Genomic DNA, 18,985 nt, shown 5'->3' on the forward strand with positions numbered 1-18,985 from the left:
TGGTTTTCCTGCCCGTATTTTGAGAACTGTATAGTGGACGCGAGCATCTTTTGTAAGCGATTTTATTGTTCCTTTGTATGTGTGACAAGCTACTAAGGGCAATCGGTGGATGTCTAGGCACCAAGAGCCGATGAAGGACGTAGGAGCCTGCGATAAGCCCCGGGGAGTTGGCAACCAAGCTGTGATCCGGGGGTGTCCGAATGGGGAAACCCAGCTGGCATTCTAAAGCCAGTTACCAGTTCCTGAACACATAGGGTTCTGGAGGGAACGCGGGGAAGTGAAACATCTCAGTACCCGCAGGAAGAGAAAACAATAGTGATTCCGTGAGTAGTGGCGAGCGAAAGCGGATGAGGCTAAACCATGTGCGTGTGATAGCCGGCGTGCGTTGCGTATGTGGGGTTGTGGGAGCATTCAGACACTAATGCCGTGGTGTCAGGGAGTTATAAATCATTGTTGAAGCCGAACCGGTTGGAATGCCGGGCCGTAGTGGGTAATGGCCCCGTAGGTGTAAGACAGTGACTTCCGAGTGTTTTCCCGAGTAGCACGGGACTCTTGAAATCTCGTGTGAATCTGGCGGGACCACCCGCTAAGCCTAAATACTTCTTGGTGACCGATAGCGGACTAGTACCGTGAGGGAAAGATGAAAAGTACCCCGGGAGGGGAGTGAAATAGTACCTGAAACCGGTTGCCTACAATCCGTCGGAGCGCTCACCTTGTGTGGGTGTGACGGCGTGCCTTTTGAAGAATGAGCCTGCGAGTTAGTGGTATGTGGCGAGGTTAACCCGTGTGGGGTAGCCGTAGCGAAAGCGAGTCTGAATAGGGCGTTTTAGTCGCATGCTCTAGACCCGAAGCGGAGTGATCTATCCATGGGCAGGTTGAAGCGCGGGTAAGACCGCGTGGAGGACCGAACCCACCAGGGTTGAAAACCTGGGGGATGACCTGTGGATAGGGGTGAAAGGCCAATCAAACTCCGTGATAGCTGGTTCTCCCCGAAATGCATATAGGTGCAGCGTCGCGTGTTTCTTACCGGAGGTAGAGCACTGGATGGTCTAGGGGGCTTACCGGCTTACCGAAATCAGCCAAACTCCGAATGCCGGTAAGTGAGAGCGCGGCAGTGAGACTGCGGGGGATAAGCTCCGTAGTCGAGAGGGAAACAGCCCAGATCACCAGCTAAGGCCCCTAAGCGATTGCTAAGTGGAAAAGGATGTGGAGTTGCCCAGACAACCAGGAGGTTGGCTTAGAAGCAGCCACCCTTGAAAGAGTGCGTAATAGCTCACTGGTCAAGTGATTCCGCGCCGACAATGTAGCGGGGCTCAAGCAATCCGCCGAAGCTGTGGCATTCACATTAGTACTCGGCACCGACTTGATTGGTGTCCAGGTGTGTGGATGGGTAGGGGAGCGTCGTGCAGCGTGTGAAGCAGCAGAGTGATCTAGTTGTGGATGCTGCACGAGTGAGAATGCAGGCATGAGTAGCGAATGACGGGTGAGAAACCCGTCCGCCGAATGATCAAGGGTTCCAGGGTCAAGCTAATCTGCCCTGGGTAAGTCGGGACCTAAGGCGAGGCCGACAGGCGTAGTCGATGGACAACGGGTTGATATTCCCGTACCGGCATTAACACGACCCGACCGAGGTCACTGATGCTAAGACCGAGAAGCTAGGCGGCTTTCGGGCCAAGTAGTGGATCTGTTGACCCTAGGTGGTATTAGGTGCACTAAGGAGTGACGCAGGAGGGCAGTCCAGCCGCGGCGATGGTAGGCGCAAGCTGATCCGCGGGCAAGGTGGTAGGGCGAGGCATAGGCAAATCCGTGTCTCATGGAGCCTGAGAACCGAGGCGGACCCGTTTAGGGGAAGTGGATGATCCCATGCTGCCAAGAAAAACTTCGTAGTGAGTGTTAGAGCCGCCCGTACCCCAAACCGACACAGGTGATCAGGTAGAGAATACCAAGGCGATCGAGTGAACCATGGTTAAGGAACTCGGCAAAATGCCCCCGTAACTTCGGGAGAAGGGGGGCCGGATGCGTTACACCACTTGCTGGTGGAAGCGTTGATGGCCGCAGAGACCAGGCCCAAGCGACTGTTTACTAAAAACACAGGTCCGTGCGAAGAAGTAATTCGATGTATACGGACTGACGCCTGCCCGGTGCTGGAACGTTAAGGGGACAGGTTAGCTGGTTTAGGCCGGCGAAGCTTTGAACTTAAGCGCCAGTAAACGGCGGTGGTAACTATAACCATCCTAAGGTAGCGAAATTCCTTGTCGGGTAAGTTCCGACCTGCACGAATGGCGTAACGACTTGGGCGCTGTCTCAACCATGGACTCGGCGAAATTGCATTACGAGTAAAGATGCTCGTTACGCGCAGCAGGACGGAAAGACCCCGGGACCTTTACTACAACTTGGTATTGGTGGTCGGTACAACTTGTGTAGGATAGGTGGGAGACTGTGAAATCCGGACGCCAGTTCGGGTGGAGTCATCGTTGAAATACCACTCTGGTTGTTCTGGCTGTCTAACTTCGGTCCATTATCTGGATCAGGGACAGTGCCTGGTGGGTAGTTTGACTGGGGCGGTCGCCTCCTAAAAGGTAACGGAGGCGCTCAAAGGTTCCCTCAGCCTGGTTGGCAATCAGGTGTCGAGTGTAAGTGCACAAGGGAGCTTGACTGTGAGACAGACATGTCGAGCAGGGACGAAAGTCGGAACTAGTGATCCGGCGGTGGCATGTGGGAGCACCGTCGCTCAACGGATAAAAGGTACCCCGGGGATAACAGGCTGATCTTCCCCAAGAGTCCATATCGACGGGATGGTTTGGCACCTCGATGTCGGCTCGTCGCATCCTGGGGCTGGAGTAGGTCCCAAGGGTTGGGCTGTTCGCCCATTAAAGCGGCACGCGAGCTGGGTTTAGAACGTCGTGAGACAGTTCGGTCCCTATCCGCTGCGCGCGCAGGAGACTTGAGAAGGGCTGCCCCTAGTACGAGAGGACCGGGGTGGACGAACCTCTGGTGTGCCAGTTGTTCCGCCAGGAGCACGGCTGGTTGGCTACGTTCGGGAGTGATAACCGCTGAAAGCATCTAAGCGGGAAGCACGCTTCAAGATGAGGTCTCCCACCGAGTTAATCGGGTAAGGCCCCCAGTAGACCACTGGGTTGATAGGCCAGAAGTGGAAGCGCCGTAAGGTGTGGAGCTGACTGGTACTAATAGGCCGAGGGCTTGTCTCAACACCACATTGTGGTCATGTATTGGGACATTTATTGCTGCGTAACGATGTTCGCGTTCACTGTACGGTTCCCGGAATACGGTCAACCCCAGCCCGTTTGTGGTTTGTGTGTGTTGGTTGATATTTCTATAGAGTTACGGTGACCATAGCGTCGGGGAAACACCCAGTCTCCATTCCGAACCTGGAAGTTAAGCCCGACAGCGCCGATGGTACTGCGACCGGGAGGTCGTGGGAGAGTAGGACGTCGCCGGACATTCACACTGTTAAGGGCCACCCCATCCGGGTGGCCCTTAACATTTGTCGGGGGTCCGAGAGCACGTCCGGCACCCTGTACTTTTGTCTGAGCGCTACAACCTCGTACGACCGTTAGGAGTCACCGTGGCTACGCCACCTCGCAACCCCCGTTCCGGCTCGGGTGATCGCCGTGGTTCGTCCGGCGGTGCCGGGCGTCCCGGTCGAGCAGGCGGTGGGCGTTCCGACTCCACTGACCGTGGTCGACCGGGCGCCGGCAGCTCGGGTGGATCAAGCAGTTCTGGTTCCTCTGGTGGCTCGGGCTACCGAGGCGCTTCCAGCCGTGGAGACGGTCCTCGGACCGGAGGCCCGCGCAGTGGCGGTGCGCCGCGCTCTGGTGGAGCTCCCCGTTCCGGTGGAGCTCCCCGTTCGGGTGGCGCTCCTCGAACGGGCGGACCGCGGACCGGTGCTCCCCGTGACGGTGACAACCGTCGGGGATTCGCTGGTTCCCGTGGGGACGACAAGGGCGAGCGGGACCCGTTCAAGGGTCAGCTGTCCGGGGACTCCCGGGGTGACGACCGTGGTGGGTACCGCGGCCGGCGTGACCAGGACGGTTTCCGGCGCGACGAGCGTCCCTCAGGTCCGCGTGGAGGTCAGCGCGACGACCGTGGAGGCTCGAGAGACGACCGCGGTGGGTCTCGCGCAGGCGGTGGCCGTGACGATCGCGGAGGATTCCGGGACGACCGCGGAGCTTCGCGCGACGACCGGGGCGGCGCCCGTGATGGTGGCTTCCGGCGGGACGATCGGTCCGGTGGACGCGCTGAGCGGCCGGCCGGCGGTTTCCGCCGTGACGACCGGGACGACCGCGGTGCGCGTGGTGGTGAGCGGTCCGGCGGTTACTCGCGTGACGACCGTGGCGGTTCCCGTGGTGGCGAGCGGTCTGGTGGGTTCAACCGCGACGATCGCGGTGGTTCCCGTGGGGCTGAGCGGTCCGGTGGGTTCCAGCGGGACGAGCGCGGTGCTTCGCGTGGTGGCGAGCGGTCTGGTGGGTTCAACCGCGATGACCGTGGTGGCGCCCGTGGGGCCGAACGGACCGGCGGCGCCCGGCGCGAAGAACGTGGCGGTCGGGACAAGCGGGGAACCGGTGGGCCTCGGCGGGACGAGCGGGTTGCGGGACGGCGGGACGTCCGCGGCCGTGACAATCGGCGGGACGACCGGCGGGACGAGGAGAAGGCCGGTCCGCGGCGCGACGATCCGCCGATTCCGGCCGGGATCACCGGTGCGGAGCTCGACCGGGGGGTCAAGGCGGAGCTGCGGTCGTTGCCGCGCAGTCTGGCCGACCTGGTCGCTCAGCACCTGGTCGCGTCCGGACAGTTCCTCGACGACAACCCCGAGCTGGCCTACCAGCACGCCCGGACCGCGCGCCGGCTGGCCGCGCGACTGGGTGGTGTCCGCGAGGCGGTCGCCATCACGGCGTACCTGGCTGAGCACTACGACGAGGCGCTGACCGAGTTCCGTGCGGTTCGGCGGATGACCGGTAACAACGAGGTGCTGCCGATGATGGCCGACTGCGAGCGTGCGCTCGGCCGGCCGGAGAAGGCGCTCGCGCTGTCGCGGGAGAAGATCGTGCTGCAGCTCGAGGAGGCCTCGCAGATCGAGATGCTGATCGTCGCGGCCGGCGCCCGGCGGGACATGGGCCAGACCGCGGCGGCGATCCAGACTCTCGAGGTGCCGGAGCTGACCAAGCGGACGCGCGCCGAGTGGCTGCCGCGCCTGCGGTACGCGTACGCCGACGCGCTGGCCGAGGCGGGCCGGACCGAGGACGCGTTGATCTGGTTCCACCGTGCTGCCGGTGCGGACGCCGATGGTTCCACCGGTGCGGCTGAGCGCGCGGCGGAGCTGGAAGGTCTGCGCTTCACCGACCTCGACGACGAGGACGACGACGTGATCGTCGAGGTCACCGACGAGGACGACGAGCTCGACCAGGACGACCTGGACGAGAACATCGACCTCGACGACGACGGCGCGGACGCTGACACCGCCGACGACGCCGAGGACGACTCGGTGGCCGGCAGCACGGACGAGATCGTGGTCGACGACGCACTCGACGGGCAGGTCGACGTCGACGCCGAGGACACCGGCAAGAACTGATCGAACGAAAAGCCCGGGACACCATGTCCCGGGCTTTTCTGCGTTCTGGATCAGTCGAGCGTGCGGAACAACAACCCAACCCGCGGCTTCGGCCCGAACGACGTCGCCTTCTGCGGCAGCACGATGCCCCGGACAGCAGACTGCAGCACCTGGTCCAGCCGGGGCGCCACAAGCTCCACAGCGGCCCGTGACGGCCCGGCCAGCGCCAGTGCGTCCGCCAGCGCGTGGTGGAACGTCACGTCGTCCACCGGCACGCCCCACGCCGGCAGGAGCTCCTCGTGCAGCAGCGCCACCGTCGGCTCCACCCGGTACGCAGTGGACCGCAGAGTGACCCAGGACGACCCGTCGGAGACAGCCACCCGGTCCGGTACGTCGTCGACGCGCCCAGGCAGCACCTGCCAGCTCCCCGGCGTACGGCGCTGCACTGTCTCCAGCGACAGCCCAGGCACCAGCCGGTGGATCGGGTCCAGGGTGAGCGGATGCCGCTCGTTGTCGACCAGCATGGCGAGCCCCGCCGACGTCCCTGGGCGGTGCGGCTCGCGCCGCGCCCTCTCCAGGTACGCCGCGTACCGGTGGTGGCCGTCGGCGATCAGTGCCTCGTGCTGGGCGAGCTCGGCGGCGATCACCGCGAGCTCGTCGGGGTCCTCGATCCGCCAGATCCGGTGGTGCGCGCCGTTCTCGGTGTCGGCGACCAGCCACGGTTCACCCGAGCGGGCCGCGTCGACGGCGTCGCTGGCCGCGCCACCACCGCCGTACGCGAGCAGGATCGGTTCCAGGTCCGCGTCGGTGGCGGTCATCAGCTCGAACCGGTCATCGACCCACTGGGGCATGACGTTCTCGTGAGGGAGCACTACGCGGCGCTCGGGGTCCAACGACAGCGCCCCGACCAGACCGCACAGCACTGCCCCCTGGAACTGCTGCTCGTAGACGTAGAGAGCGGGCCTGCGGTCCTGGACCACGACGCCGGCGCGCTGCCAGTCAACCAATCGCCGGGCGGCGCCGTCGTACCGGCTGGAACCGAGTTCGGGGTCGCGTGGAAGGATGAGCCTCACCATGTTGTGCAGATCAGAATCAGTCAGCCGCCGGACCAGCGCCGGTTCCAGCACGTCGTACGGCGGTGACGTGACCGCGCCGAGCCCGCTCACCTTGCCCGCGACGAACCGCCAGGCACGCAACGGCTCCAGGCGCAGGGTGGCATCCGACATGGGCGGCATCGTACGGGGGGACCGATGACGGCGAAACGCGAAGCGCCCGCACCACTGTCGGCCTGTGACGAACCGCTCGCCGCCCGGTACGACGTGGCGCTGCTCGATCTCGACGGCGTCGTCTACGTCGGACCCGACCCGGTCCCGGACGCGCCGGAGAACCTGCGCAAGGCCGCCGAGGAAGGCCTGCGGATCGGGTACATCACCAACAACGCGAGCCGGCCCGCCTCGGTGGTCGCCGAGCACCTCGCGTCGTTCGGGCTGGACGTGACCGCCGACGACGTGGTCACCTCGGCGCAGGCCGCGGCGAAGCTGATCGCGGCGGAGTTCCCGGCCGAGTCGCCGGTGCTGGTGGTCGGCGGCGAGGGGCTGACCTCGGCGCTGGAGGAGTACGGGATGCGCCCGGTGCGGTCGAGCGACGCGCACCCGGTCGCGGTGGCGCAGGGTTTCCACCCGGACGTCAGCTGGGTGATGCTCGCCGACGGTGCGCACGCGATCAACGAGGGCGCCAAGTGGTACGCGACGAACCTCGACCTGACCATTCCCACCGCGGGCGGCATGGCGCCGGGCAACGGGACGCTGGTGCAGGCGATCCGGGCCGCGGTCGAGGTCGACCCGGTGGTGGCCGGCAAGCCCGAGCCGCCGCTGCTGGAGACCAGCATCGAACGCCTGCAGGCGAAACGGCCGCTGATGATCGGCGACCGGCTCGACTCGGACATCGCCGGCGCGCACGCGGTCGGCATCGCCAGCCTGTGGGTCGCCACCGGTGTGCACGACGCCCACGACCTGGCCCGGGCGCCCAAGGACCAGCGGCCGACGTACATCGCGCCGGATCTGAGTGCGCTCGCGCTGCCGCAGCCCGGCGTCCAGGTGGAAGGTGGCAAGCACACCTGCGGGGGCTGGACGGCCGAGGTCGTGAACGGCTCGGTCACGGTGAAGGGCGAGGGCGAGCCGTACGACGGACTGCGCGCGATCCTGTCCGCCGTGTGGGCCGCCACCGACCAGCCCGCGAAGACCACCAAGCCGACCGCGAAGTCGGCCACCCGCGGTCGCCGTCCGCTGCCGAAGCCGGGTCCCGCGCTCGGCTCGATCGCGATCGACGCCGCGCTGCACCGGGTGGGACTCGACAAGTAGGTCGATTCGGCCTCGCTGTCAGAGGTGCTGTCTGAGCTGGTGCGCGATCCGGGCGATGCGTCGGCTGCGCGTGGTGGCGACGACGGCTCGCACGGGTACGGGGTGCTCGCGGCCGTGGAGTTCTAGCTCCAGCTGGTTGAGGCAGTCGCAGTTCACGCCCCACCAGCCGTCGTAGTACGCGGAGTGCACGGCGGCGATGTCCGCGAGCACGAATCGGCGGGTGGTGAGCAGTTCGGTTCGCTGGCCGGGGGGCGTCCGGGGTGGTGTCGGACGGCCGGCGCGATACCGTTGCTGGGACGACGCGAGGAGGCAGTCATGGTGATGGACGCACTGCGCGGCTACGTACAGCTGGCGAACGGCCTGACCGAGGTGACCCGGCAGCGGGCCCAGCAGGCGGCGAAGGCGCTGCTGCAGCAGACGGGGGCCGACGCGCTGACGACCAAGGTCACCGACCTGGCCGACGAGATCGTTGCCACCAGCAAGAGCAACCGGCAGTTGCTGCAGGCGATCGTGGCCAACGAGGTCGAGGGCGCGGTGTCGCGGCTCGGGTTCGTGCGCAGCGAGGAGGTCGGCGTACTGGAGCGGCGGGTGGACCGGCTCGAGCGGGAGCTGGCCGTGACGCGGGCGGCTGCCGAGGCGGCCGGATCGGTCGCGGCGACGGCAGCCGGTACGGCGGCGGCCGCGGCGGAGAAGTCCGAGCCGCTGGCGAAGCCCGCGGTGAAGAAGTCCGCGGCGCCGGTGGCGAAGAAGCCCGCGGTGAAGAAGGCGGCCAAGAAGGCGCCGGCGAAGAAGGCGTGACGTGACCGACCACCCTGGCGAGCAGGCGCCCGCCATCGACCCGGACGTCGAGCCCGGCTTCGACCCCGAGCCGGGCGAGCGCCCGGCCCCGGACTACGACACCGAGCCGGAGCCGGAGGACACCGAGCAGACCTTCGCGGCGTCGGTTGACGACGCGGCTGTCGCGGAGGCCGAGCGGCGCGCTGAGGCGGAGTTCCAGGCGGAGCTCGAGGCCGAGGAGGCTGAGCGACGCGCCGCGGCGGAGCTGGAGGCCGAGCTGAGAGCCGAGGCGGAGTTCCAGGCGGAGCTGGAAGCCGAGGAGGCCGAACGCCGTGCCGCGGCGGAGCTGGAGGCCGAGCAGCGCGCCGAAGCCGAGCTGATGGCCGAACTGGAGGCCGAGGAAGCCGCCAAGGCCGCCGCGTCCGCACCGGAAACCCCTGCTCCCAGCCCGGCCGCACCGGCGGCGGACACGCCGAAGCCGGGTGTTCCGGACGGGTTCGCGCCGAAGCCGGCTGCGCCGGGCGGATTCGCGCCGAAGCCCGGTGCCCCGGGCGGCTTCGCGCCGAAGCCCGCGGCTCCGGCCGGTACGCCGCCGCGGCCTGGGCCGCCGGCGGGATTCCCACCCCGGCCGGCGCCGCCGACCCAGGGCTTCGCGTCTCGCCCGACTCCGCCGTCGCCAGGATTCCCACCCCGTCCGGCTGCGCCGTCCGGCCAGCCGGGTTCCGGCGCCCAGCCCACGCCGGTCTCGGCTGCAGACGGGCGCGACACACTCGGCCAGAGCGCCTACGACGAGGCACGCGGCAACGCGGCGGCGCCTGCGAGCAGCTACTCGGCAGCGGAGGATTCCGCAGGTCGCGAGTCGAGCGGGGCTGAATCGGCCGGTCGGAGCCGCGAGTTCTCCGAGGACGACGTCCATCCTCTGGTGGAGGAGACGATGACGCGGCTCGACGGGTTGCGGGACCTGCCGGTGAGTGAGCATGCGGAGGTTTACGCCGAGCTGCACGAGCGGTTGCAGTCGGCGCTGGTGGAGGCGGACGCCGAACCGGGCGACCGGGGCTGACTGGAAAGGGTCGCGTGGCCAAGGGAGGCGTCAAGCGGTCTCGGCTGGATGCGGAGCTGGTACGGCGTGGGCTGGCCCGATCGCGCGAGCACGCCAGCGAGCTGGTGGCTGCGGGGCGCGTGAAGGTCGCGGGGACGGTGGCGACGAAACCCGCCACCGGCGTGGGCGCCGACGCGGCGATCCTCGTCGACACCTCCGAGGTCGACGACCCGGGCTACGCGAGTCGCGGCGCGCACAAGCTGATCGGCGCGCTGGAGGCGTTCAGCGGCGTACAGGTGAAGGGGCGGCGGTGTCTTGACGCCGGAGCGTCCACCGGCGGATTCACCGATGTGCTGCTGCGCAACGACGCCGCCAGTGTGATCGCGGTCGACGTCGGCTACGGCCAGCTGGTGTGGGCGTTGCAGACCGACGAGCGCGTCACGGTGATGGACCGGACGAACGTCCGCACGCTGACGCTGGAGGCGATCGGCGGTGAGCCGGTCGATCTGGTGGTCAGCGACCTCAGCTTCATCTCGCTCACGCTGGTGATGCCGGCGCTGCTCGCGGTGGTGAAACCCGACGGCGACCTGGTGCTGATGGTGAAGCCGCAGTTCGAGGTCGGCAAGGAACGGCTCGGCAAGGGCGGCGTCGTGCGCGACCCCGAGTTGCGGGCCGACGCGGTGCGCGGCGTGGCGGCGAAGGCGGCCGAGCTGGGCTGGGGTGTGCAGGGTGTCGCGGCCAGCCCGTTGCCCGGTCCGTCCGGAAATGTCGAGTACTTCCTGTGGATACGGCGTTCGGCACCACCTCTCGATGAGACGATGCTCCAGAACGCCGTCGAGAACGGTCCCCGATGAGTCCCCGGTGAGTGACGCTGTGAGCGAGCAGAAGGCAGGTCCGCGTGGTTGAGCCGGTCGGCACCGAGCCACGGCGCGTCCTGCTGGTGACGCACACCGGCCGGGACCTGGCGGTCGAGGTCGCCCGCCAGACGCACCGGCTGCTGACCGCCGCGGGCATCGTCGTCCGCCTGGTCGGCGCGGAGGCCTCGGAGCTCGACCTGCACCCGGCCGAGATCGCCGACGACGCGGACCAGGCGGCCCAGGACGTCGAGCTGATCATCGTGCTCGGCGGCGACGGCTCGATCCTGCGCGGCGCCGAGCTGGCCCGCCCGCACGGTACGCCGGTGCTCGGCGTCAACCTGGGCCACGTCGGCTTCCTGGCCGAGGCCGAGGTGGAGGACCTGGAGCGGATCGTCGAGGTCGTGGTCGACCGCAGCTACACCGTCGAGGAGCGGATGACGCTCGCGGTCGACGTGTTCGTCGGCGACGACCTGATCTTCGACACCTGGGCGCTGAACGAGGCGTCGGTGGAGAAGGCGGCCCGGGAGAAGATGCTCGAGGTGCTGGTCGAGGTCGACGGCCGGCCGCTGTCGCGCTGGGGCTGCGACGGTGTCGTCCTGGCCACCCCGACCGGCAGTACGGCGTACGCGTTCTCCGCCGGTGGACCGATCGTCTGGCCGGACGTCGAGGCGATCCTGCTGGTCCCGCTGAGCGCGCACGCGTTGTTCTCCCGGCCGATCGTGGTCGCGCCGAACTCCCAGCTGACGGTCGAGCTGATCGCCGCCTGGCACGGCCGCGGCGTGCTGTGGTGCGACGGGCGCCGGATGGTCGAGGTGCCGCCGGGCGCCCGGATCCAGGTCCGGCGCGGCAAGACCCCGGTCCGGCTGGCCCGGGCGCACGAGGCGTCGTTCACCGACCGGCTGGTGGCCAAGTTCGACCTGCCCGTGCTGGGGTGGCGCGGCGCGGCCGAGCACCGCCGCAAACGAAGTGCACAAGAGGAGACCTAGATGTTGTCGGAGATCCGCATCACCGGGTTGGGCGTGATCGAGGACGCCACGCTGGACCTCGATCCGGGTTTCACCGCGGTCACCGGCGAGACCGGCGCGGGCAAGACAATGGTCGTGACCGGCGTGAACATGCTGCTCGGCGGCCGGGCCGACAGCGGCCTGGTCCGGCACGGCGTTCGGCGGGCGCGGGTCGAGGGCCGGGCGAGTGCTGTGCCGCGGTCGATCGTGCAGCAGGCCGAGGACCGCGGGGGCGAGCTGGACGACGACGAGCTGCTGATCGCGCGGGAGTTGTCGTCGGAGGGTCGTTCCCGGGCGTTCCTGGGCGGCGCGTCGGTGCCGGTGTCGGTGCTGGCCGAGGTCTCCGGTGACCTGGTCGCGATCCACGGACAGGCCGACCAGTGGCGCCTGCTCCAGCCGGCCCGTCAGCGCGAGACGCTGGACACCTTCGCGGGCAAGCCCGTGCTGGCGCCGCTCGGCGAGTACACGACGGCGTACCGGCGGCACCGGGAGGTCGAGGCCGAGCTGACCGAGCTGACCACCCGCCAGCGCGACCGGCTGGCCGAGGCGGATCTGCTGCGCTTCGGGCTCGACGAGATCGCCAAGGCGGATCCGCGGCCGGGCGAGGACGTGGAGCTGGCTGCTGAGGAGGACCGGCTCGCGTACGCCGACGGTCTGCGGACGGCGGCGACGACGGCGGGCGAGGCGCTCGCGTCCGAGGACCTCGACTCGACCCGGCCGAGCGACGTACTCGGCCTGCTGTCGCTGGCCAAGCAGGTGCTCGACGGCGAACGGGAGCACGACGCGAAGCTGGCCGAGCTGGCCGATCGCGCCGGGGAGCTCGGTTATCTCGCGGCGGACCTGGCCGGCGAGCTGTCGTCGTACGTGGCGGACGTGGACACCGACCCCGCGCGACTGGCCGTGGTCAGCGAACGCCGCAGCCTGCTGACCGGCCTGATCCGCAAGTACGGCGACGCCGAGGGCACCGTCGACGAGGTGATCGAGTGGGCGAAGCGGTCCGCCGAGCGGCTGATCGAGCTGGACGGCAGTGACGAGCGGGTCGAGCAGTTGACCGCCGAGAAGGCCGAGCTGCAGGCCCAGCTGACCGAGCTCGGCGCCACCATCGGTGCGGCCCGCCGGGAAGCGGCGCAGCGGCTGGGTGTCGCGGTGTCGGAGGAGCTGACCGGGCTGGCGATGCCGCACGCGACGCTGACCGTCGAGGTGCACGAGACGGCGCCAGGCCCGTACGGCGCGGACGAGATCGAGTTCTGCTTCGCGGCGAACCCTGGCAGCCCGGCCCGGCCGCTGCAGAAGGCGGCGTCCGGCGGTGAGCTGTCACGGGTGATGCTCGCGCTCGAGGTGATCCTGTCCGACACCCATCCGGTGCCGACGCTGGTGTTCGACGAGATCGACGCCGGAATCGGCGGGCGGGCCGCGGTCGAGGTCGGCAAGCGGCTGGCCCGGCTGGCGGAAAAGGCGCAGGTCATCGTCGTCACCCACCTGCCGCAGGTGGCGGCGTTCGCGGATCGTCACGCGGTCGTGCTGAAGAGTGACGACGGTTCGGTGACCACCAGCGGTCTGGTCGCGCTGGACGACGAAGGCCGGCTGAAGGAGCTGTCGCGGATGATGGCCGGCCTGGAGAACTCCGACGCGGCCCAGGCGCACGCCGAGGAACTGCTCGCGCTGGCCGCCGAGCGTCACACCAAGCGGCGCAAGAAGAAGCGCTGACGCCCTCCGCCGAAAGAATGATTTGACCCCACGGCGCGCGGGTATCAGTCGATGAATGCGCTCTCCCGGCCGCAAAAGGCGGGCAGGGGGCTCTTGACATGGCAGGATGAGAGCGCGATGAAACTGCCCAGCCTGCGTAGAGCACGACCGACTGAGCTGCCCGGGATCGCCGGAGTGGTTCGGCTGGACCGCCGTACCAAGAATCTCACCAAACGGCTGAAGCCGGGCGAGATCGCCGTCATCGACCACGTCGACCTGGACCGGGTCAGCGCCGAGGCGCTGGTCGACTGCCAGGTCGCGGCGGTGGTGAACGTCGCGGACTCGATCAGCGGCCGCTATCCCAACCTCGGCCCGGAGATCCTGGTCGAGGCCGGCATCCCGCTGGTGGACGGGATCGGCCGCGAGGTCTTCTCGGTGCTGCACGAGGGCGAGCGGGTCCGCCTGCACGACGGGGTGCTGTACCGCGGCGAGGAAGTGGTCGCCAAAGGCGTCATCCAGGACAGCCAGAGCGTCGCGCAGCTGATGGACGACGCCCGGGCCGGACTGTCGACCCAGCTCGAGGCCTTCACCGCGAACACGCTGGAATACCTGCGGCGCGAGCGGGATCTGCTGCTCGACGGCGTCGGCGTACCGGACGTGCACACCGCGATGGACGGCAAGCACGTGCTGATCGTCGTCCGGGGCTACGACTACCGCGAGGACCTGGTCGCGCTGCGGCCGTACATCCGCGAGTACCGCCCGGTGCTGATCGGCGTCGACGGCGGCGCGGACGCCCTGGTGGAGAACGGGTACGTGCCCGACCTGATCGTCGGCGACATGGACTCGGTCAAGGACGAGACGCTGAAGTGCGGCGCCGAGGTGGTCGTGCACGCCTACCGGGACGGCCGCGCGCCGGGTTCGGAGCGGCTGGAGCGGCTCGGGGTTGACCTGGTCGAGTTCCCCGCGGCCGGCACCAGCGAGGACGTCGCGATGCTGCTGGCCGACTCCAAGGGCGCGTCGCTGATCGTCGCGGTCGGCACGCACAACTCGCTGATCGAGTTCCTGGACAAGGGACGCGCCGGGATGGCCAGCACGTTCATCACCCGGTTGCGGGTGGGTGCCAAGCTGGTGGACGCCAAGGGTGTCGGCCGGCTGTACCGCAGCCGCGTCTCCACATCCCAGATCGTCGCGCTGATCGCGGCCGGGCTGTTCGCGCTCGGGGTGGCGATGGTGGCCATCGGGGCCGACGACGTGCTCTGGTCGATCCTGCGGGCGCGCTGGAACGAAATCTACTTCCATATCCGGGAGCTGTTCACGTGATCGACTTTCGCTACCACATCGTCTCGATCGTGGCGATCTTCTTCGCCCTCGGAGCCGGCGTGGTGCTCGGTGCCGGACCGTTGAAGGGCACCGCGTCCGAGGTCGTCCAGGCCCAGGCCGAGCGGGACCGGCAGGCCCTGGAGCAGGCGCGGGCGGACGCGATCCAGGCCAAGTCGCTGGACAAGTACCGCGACGACTACGTGTCGAAGGTGACCGCCGGGCTGACCGACGGCAAGCTGGCCGGCCGCCGGATCGCCATCGTCACGATGCCCGGTTCGGACGGCGACATGACCAACGCGATCCAGGAATCGCTGGAGGGGGCCGGCGGTCAGGTCACCACCAGGGTCGCGCTGGACAGCAAGATGTTCGACCAGGGCCAGCGTCAGTTGATCGAGCCGCTGGTGAACGAACTCGTCACCCCGGACATCACCTTCCCGGCCGACAGCAACACCTACCAGCGGGCCGGACTGATCCTGGCCCGCGGCGTGCTGGCCCGTGAGCAGAACAAGGCGATCGACGCCGAGTCGACCAAGATCCTCAGCGGGATGTCGGACTCGAAGCTGATCTCGGTCAAGCCGACGCCGAAGGACCGCGCCGATCTGGTCGTCGTGGTCGCCGCCAAGCCGCCGACGCCGGCGCCGGACAACTCGTCGTACACCGACAGCGTGGACTTCGCCGAGGGCCTGGACCTGGGCAGCGCGGGGTCGGTCGTCGCGGGCATGCCGGAGAGCGCCCAGAACGGCGGCCTGCTGAAGGCGTTGCGCGGGGACAGCGACGCGACCAAGATCATCTCCTCGGTCGACGTCGCGAACATGCCCAGCGGCCAGGCCACGATCGTTTTCGCCCTGGTCGAGCAGGTCGGCGGCAAGGCCGGTCAGTACGGCGGCGTCGACGCGAAGAACGGTGTCGCGCCGTCGGCGGTGCAGGCGAAGGAGAACTGATGGGGCTGGTCGGAGCGGTCGTCGCGGCCGCGGCCACCGCGGGGCTGGAACGCGCCGCCGCCAAGCTGCCGAAGGACAAGCGGGCGCCGTTCGAGCGCACGAACCACCGCGGCGAGACCGTCACGCTGCTGGAGGGACCGGTCGCCGTACTGGGAGCCCTGGCCGGTGTCGCGGCGGGCAGCGGCAAGGGACGCGTCAAGGCCGCCGCGCTGCTGGCCGGTTCGGTGTCGGGTGCCGTCGGCGCGTACGACGACCTCGCGGGAGCCACGGAAACCAAGGGGTTTCGCGGTCATCTGTCGGCCCTGAAGCGCGGCGAGGTGACCAGCGGTGCGGTCAAGATTCTCGGCGTGGGTGCGGCCGGGCTGGCCGCGGCGGCACTGCTGCCCCGCAAATCCACAGGCTTCGGCGCGCTGACCGAGATCGTTGCCGACGGCGCCTTGATCGCCGGCACGGCGAACCTCGCGAACCTGCTGGATCTGCGGCCCGGTCGTGCGCTGAAGGCGATCACCGCGGCGAGTGCGCCTGTTGCCGGTGGACCGGCCGCGGCGGTGGTCGGTGCGGCTGTCGCCGCTGCTCCGTCGGACCTGGGCGAGCGCTCGATGCTCGGTGACTGCGGCGCCAACGGACTGGGAGCGATCACCGGTACGGCGCTGGCCGCGTCGCTGCCGCGCCCGCTCAAGACCCTTGCCCTGACAGCGGTTGTCGCGCTCAACCTGGCCAGCGAGAAGGTCAGCTTCACCAAGGTGATCGCCGGCAACCCGACCCTGGACAAGATCGACCAGTGGGGCCGACGACCCCGGTGAACAGTGCGGGCGGGCGGATCGCCCGGGCCGCGTTGCTGGTCGCGGGTGTCACGGTGCTGGCCCGCGTGGTCGGCTTCGGCCGGTGGCTGGTCTTCTCGAAGACGGTCGGCGCCGGATGTCTGGCGGAGGCCTACGCCACGGCCAATCAGCTGCCCAACGTGTTGTTCGAAGTCGTTGTCGGTGGTGCGCTGGCCGGTGCGGTCATCCCGATTCTGGCCGGCCCGGTGGCCCGCGGTGACAAAGCCGCACAGGGCCGGATCATCGGTGCGCTGCTGACCTGGTCGCTGGTGCTGCTGGCGCCTTTCGCGTTGCTGGCTTGGCTTCTGGCGTCGCAGTACACCTCGGCCATGCTGGACTCGGGTGCTGAGTGTGGTGGCTCTGGTGCGACCGCCACCAGGATGCTGGTGATCTTCGTCCCGCAGGTGTTCGGCTATGCGGTCGCTGTGGTCGCGACGGCCGTTCTCCAGTCCCACAAGCGTTTTGCGGCCGGTGCGCTGGCGCCGTTGATTTCCAGCCTGGTCGTTGTCGCGACCTACCTGGTGTTCGCGGTGGAAGCTCCGGTGGCGGACCAGGCGTCGCGCGGTGCCGCCGATCTGCTGGCCTGGGGTACCACTGCCGGCGTACTGGCGCTGGCGCTGACCGTGCTCGTGCCGATGCTCCTGCTGCGCTTGCCGATCCGCCCGACGCTCCGGCTGGACCCGGGAGTCGGTCCGGTCCTGCGGAGGCTCGCTGCCGCAGGCCTCGCCGTACTGGTCGCGCAGCAGGTCGCGTTCCTCGTCACCACCTACCTGGCCAACCACCGCGGCGTACCGGGCAGCATCGCGGTCTACACCTGGGCCAACGCGGTCTACCTGCTCCCGTACGCCGTACTGGCGGTGCCGATCACCACCGCGGTCTTCCCGCGCCTGGCAGCGGCTTTCGAGTCCGAGGACAACTCGGCCTTCGACCTGTACGCCGCGACGTCCACCCGGGCGGTCATGCTCGCCGGGGGAGCCGGTGCCGCGCTCCTGGTCGGTACGGCGGTCCCGGTCGCCCGCATCTTCGCGTACGACGACGGGCGCGTGCAGGAGCTGCAGGCGTCGTCGCTGGCCAACGGTTTGGTCGCGTTCGCCCCGGCGATCATCGGGTTCGCCGTCCTGATGCACGTCGGTCGGGTCCTCTACGCGCGGCACACGGGTCGCGCGGTCGCAGTGGTGACCGGTGGCGCCTGGCTGCTCGTAGCCGTCGCCGGGCTCGTCCTGACGCTGAAGTGGGACGCCGTACCGGCGCTGGCCGCGGCCATGTCGGTCGGCATGCTCGCTGGTGCTGTTGTCCTGCTGGTGGTGTTGCAGCGGGTCGCCGGAGCTGGTGTGCTGCAGGGGTTGTCCCGTGCGACTGTCGCGGCTGTGGTCGGTGCGGCGTTGGCCGGTGCGGCCGGCTGGGCCGTCTCGCTGCCGGCTGACGGCGGAGGCTGGGAGAGCGCGCTGCTGTTCGCCGTACTGTCCGGGCTTGCTGTCGTTGTCGTGTACGCCGCGGTCGCCGTACTGGTGGACCGTCCGGATGCTCGGGCGCTGCTGCGCAGGGGTGTTCCAACTGTGGTGGAGGAGAAGCAATGAGGATCGGCTTGCTGCTGGCGGAGTCGCGGGGCGGGATCGGCCAGCACGTCGCCTCACTGGTCCCTCGCTTCCTGGCGGCCGGTCACGAGGTCGTGGTGTGCGCACCGCCGGGGACAGCCGAGCACTTCGACTTCGGCGCGGCAGCTGTGGTCGCGACGGCCGCCGGTCTACGTGGCGCCGACGTGGTGCACGCCCACGGCTACCGGGCCGGGATGGCCGCGCTGCGCGACCGGTCCCATCTGCGGCCGCTGGTGGTGACCTGGCACAACGCGGTGATCGCACCAGGCCCTCGCGGTCTTGTGATGCGGCTGGGACAGCGCCTGGTGGCCCGTGGCGCCGACTTGACGCTCGGTGCGTCCTCCGACCTGGTCGAGCTCGCCCGACGCCTGGGAGCCCGTCAGGCCCGGCTGGCGCCCGTCGCGGCGCCGGCCATGCCGCAGGTGCGTAAGCCGTCGGCCGCTGTCCGTGAGGAGCTGGGGATCGGCGACGCGCCGCTGGTGCTCACCGTGGGCCGGCTGGCGCCGCAGAAGGACTACCCGACGCTGCTGTCGGTCGCGGCCGAGATCGCCACGACCGAACCGGGCGTGGTGTTCGCCGTGGTCGGCGACGGGCCGTTGCGGGACAACCTGCAGGCCCGGATCGACGCCGAGAGCCTGCCGGTCAGGCTGCTGGGCCACCGCAACGACGTGGCGGACCTGCTCGGCGCGGCCGACGTCTTCCTGCTCACCTCGCACTGGGAGGCCCGGGCGCTGGTGCTGCAGGAGGCGCTGCTGGCCGGCGTACCGGTGGTGGCGACGGCGGTCGGCGGCGTACCGGAACTGGTCGGGGACAGCGCGATCCTGGCTTTTCCGGGCGACACGCGCGGGCTCGCCGACGGCGTTCGGAAACTTCTTTCCGAGCCGGAAACGGCCGCGCTACAGCGCGCCGAAGGCCTGCAGCTGGCCTCCGGATGGCCGGACGAGGACGCCGTGGCGAAGAATCTGCTGGACATCTACGGGGGTCTCGTCGCCGGAACCGCTTGACAAGCGGTAGGC

Annotated in this window: 15 protein-coding genes and 2 rRNA genes; 14 read left to right on the forward strand and 3 right to left on the reverse strand. The window is 68.6% G+C overall.

Translation table 11 applies throughout. The annotated features are described in order from the left end of the window. The first annotated feature begins 82 nt into the window (after positions 1 to 82). Positions 83 to 3,209 (forward strand): 23S ribosomal RNA (locus BWI15_RS14345). Between the two features lie 134 nt (positions 3,210 to 3,343). After that, positions 3,344 to 3,461: ribosomal RNA gene (gene rrf / locus BWI15_RS14350) — 5S ribosomal RNA — on the forward strand. 614 nt (positions 3,462 to 4,075) lie between these two features. Here the strand turns inward: rrf and BWI15_RS38820 are convergent. Continuing rightward, positions 4,076 to 4,795, reverse strand: coding sequence for a hypothetical protein (locus tag BWI15_RS38820; RefSeq protein WP_143465603.1), 720 nt, complete (start codon positions 4,793 to 4,795; stop codon positions 4,076 to 4,078). Here BWI15_RS38820 and BWI15_RS14355 point away from each other — a divergent pair. Continuing rightward, complete coding sequence (locus tag BWI15_RS14355) at positions 4,760 to 5,590, forward strand: hypothetical protein (protein WP_083750769.1); 831 nt, start codon at positions 4,760 to 4,762, stop codon at positions 5,588 to 5,590. The two genes, BWI15_RS38820 and BWI15_RS14355, sit on opposite strands and share 36 nt — an antisense overlap. 50 nt (positions 5,591 to 5,640) lie before the next feature. Here the strand turns inward: BWI15_RS14355 and BWI15_RS14360 are convergent, their stop codons facing one another. Next, a complete protein-coding gene (locus BWI15_RS14360; protein WP_083750770.1) occupies positions 5,641 to 6,795 on the reverse strand; it encodes a DUF1015 domain-containing protein in 1,155 nt (384 codons plus the stop codon). Positions 6,796 to 6,819: 24 nt separating this feature from the next. Here BWI15_RS14360 and BWI15_RS14365 point away from each other — a divergent pair, with 24 nt between their 5' ends. Beyond that, entirely contained in the window at positions 6,820 to 7,929 is a 1,110-nt protein-coding gene (locus tag BWI15_RS14365) for an HAD-IIA family hydrolase (RefSeq protein ID WP_077014919.1), read from the forward strand. Positions 7,930 to 7,947: 18 nt separating this feature from the next. Here BWI15_RS14365 and BWI15_RS14370 read toward each other — a convergent pair whose 3' ends face one another. Continuing rightward, positions 7,948 to 8,139 carry a hypothetical protein gene (locus tag BWI15_RS14370; protein ID WP_077014920.1) on the reverse strand — a complete coding sequence of 64 codons (192 nt, stop codon included), beginning with the start codon at positions 8,137 to 8,139 and terminating at the stop codon, positions 7,948 to 7,950. A gap of 105 nt (positions 8,140 to 8,244) precedes the next feature. Between BWI15_RS14370 and BWI15_RS14375 the strand changes: the two genes are divergently transcribed. The 10 genes from BWI15_RS14375 (at position 8,245) to BWI15_RS14420 (ending at position 18,973) form a co-directional block, all read left to right on the forward strand. Further along, positions 8,245 to 8,727 (forward strand): phasin family protein, encoded by a 483-nt coding sequence (locus BWI15_RS14375; protein ID WP_077014921.1) that lies wholly within the window; start codon positions 8,245 to 8,247, stop codon positions 8,725 to 8,727. 1 nt (position 8,728) lies between these two features. Further along, the gene (locus BWI15_RS14380; protein ID WP_077014922.1) at positions 8,729 to 9,766 is read left to right on the forward strand and encodes a hypothetical protein; all 1,038 of its coding nucleotides are present in this window, start codon (positions 8,729 to 8,731) and stop codon (positions 9,764 to 9,766) included. Between the two features lie 14 nt (positions 9,767 to 9,780). Further along, positions 9,781 to 10,599, forward strand: coding sequence for a TlyA family RNA methyltransferase (locus BWI15_RS14385; RefSeq protein ID WP_077014923.1), 819 nt, complete (start codon positions 9,781 to 9,783; stop codon positions 10,597 to 10,599). 44 nt (positions 10,600 to 10,643) lie between these two features. Beyond that, a complete protein-coding gene (locus BWI15_RS14390) occupies positions 10,644 to 11,588 on the forward strand; it encodes an NAD kinase (protein ID WP_077014924.1) in 945 nt (314 codons plus the stop codon). Next, positions 11,589 to 13,313, forward strand: coding sequence for a DNA repair protein RecN (gene recN / locus BWI15_RS14395; protein ID WP_077014925.1), 1,725 nt, complete (start codon positions 11,589 to 11,591; stop codon positions 13,311 to 13,313). Between the two features lie 117 nt (positions 13,314 to 13,430). Then, a complete protein-coding gene (steA, locus tag BWI15_RS14400; RefSeq protein WP_077014926.1) occupies positions 13,431 to 14,612 on the forward strand; it encodes a putative cytokinetic ring protein SteA in 1,182 nt (393 codons plus the stop codon). Further along, positions 14,609 to 15,553, forward strand: coding sequence for a copper transporter (locus BWI15_RS14405; protein ID WP_077014927.1), 945 nt, complete (start codon positions 14,609 to 14,611; stop codon positions 15,551 to 15,553). The genes steA and BWI15_RS14405 overlap by 4 nt, the downstream gene beginning before the upstream one ends. After that, positions 15,553 to 16,356 carry a hypothetical protein gene (locus tag BWI15_RS14410; RefSeq protein ID WP_077014928.1) on the forward strand — a complete coding sequence of 268 codons (804 nt, stop codon included), beginning with the start codon at positions 15,553 to 15,555 and terminating at the stop codon, positions 16,354 to 16,356. Before BWI15_RS14405 ends, BWI15_RS14410 begins: the two co-directional genes overlap by 1 nt. Next, on the forward strand, positions 16,335 to 17,951 hold the full coding sequence (gene murJ / locus BWI15_RS14415; protein WP_237771285.1) for a murein biosynthesis integral membrane protein MurJ: 1,617 nt from the start codon (positions 16,335 to 16,337) through the stop codon (positions 17,949 to 17,951). Before BWI15_RS14410 ends, murJ begins: the two co-directional genes overlap by 22 nt. After that, positions 17,948 to 18,973 carry a glycosyltransferase family 4 protein gene (locus BWI15_RS14420; protein WP_077014929.1) on the forward strand — a complete coding sequence of 342 codons (1,026 nt, stop codon included), beginning with the start codon at positions 17,948 to 17,950 and terminating at the stop codon, positions 18,971 to 18,973. Before murJ ends, BWI15_RS14420 begins: the two co-directional genes overlap by 4 nt. Positions 18,974 to 18,985 lie beyond the last annotated feature (12 nt).

The organism is Kribbella sp. ALI-6-A (genome assembly GCF_001984195.1).
In the GTDB taxonomy this organism is placed as follows: Bacteria; Actinomycetota; Actinomycetes; order Propionibacteriales; family Kribbellaceae; genus Kribbella.

Bases quoted from the DNA above. Each gene is read 5' to 3' on its own strand.
- BWI15_RS14365 (WP_077014919.1), top strand. From the start codon at position 6,820: ATGACGGCGAAACGCGAAGCGCCCGCACCACTGTCGGCCTGTGACGAA.
- BWI15_RS14375 (WP_077014921.1), top strand. From the start codon at position 8,245: ATGGTGATGGACGCACTGCGCGGCTACGTACAGCTGGCGAACGGCCTG.
- steA (WP_077014926.1), top strand. From the start codon at position 13,431: ATGAAACTGCCCAGCCTGCGTAGAGCACGACCGACTGAGCTGCCCGGG.
- BWI15_RS14410 (WP_077014928.1), top strand. From the start codon at position 15,553: ATGGGGCTGGTCGGAGCGGTCGTCGCGGCCGCGGCCACCGCGGGGCTG.
- BWI15_RS14360 (WP_083750770.1), bottom strand. From the start codon at position 6,795: ATGTCGGATGCCACCCTGCGCCTGGAGCCGTTGCGTGCCTGGCGGTTC.
- BWI15_RS14420 (WP_077014929.1), top strand. From the start codon at position 17,948: ATGAGGATCGGCTTGCTGCTGGCGGAGTCGCGGGGCGGGATCGGCCAG.
- recN (WP_077014925.1), top strand. From the start codon at position 11,589: ATGTTGTCGGAGATCCGCATCACCGGGTTGGGCGTGATCGAGGACGCC.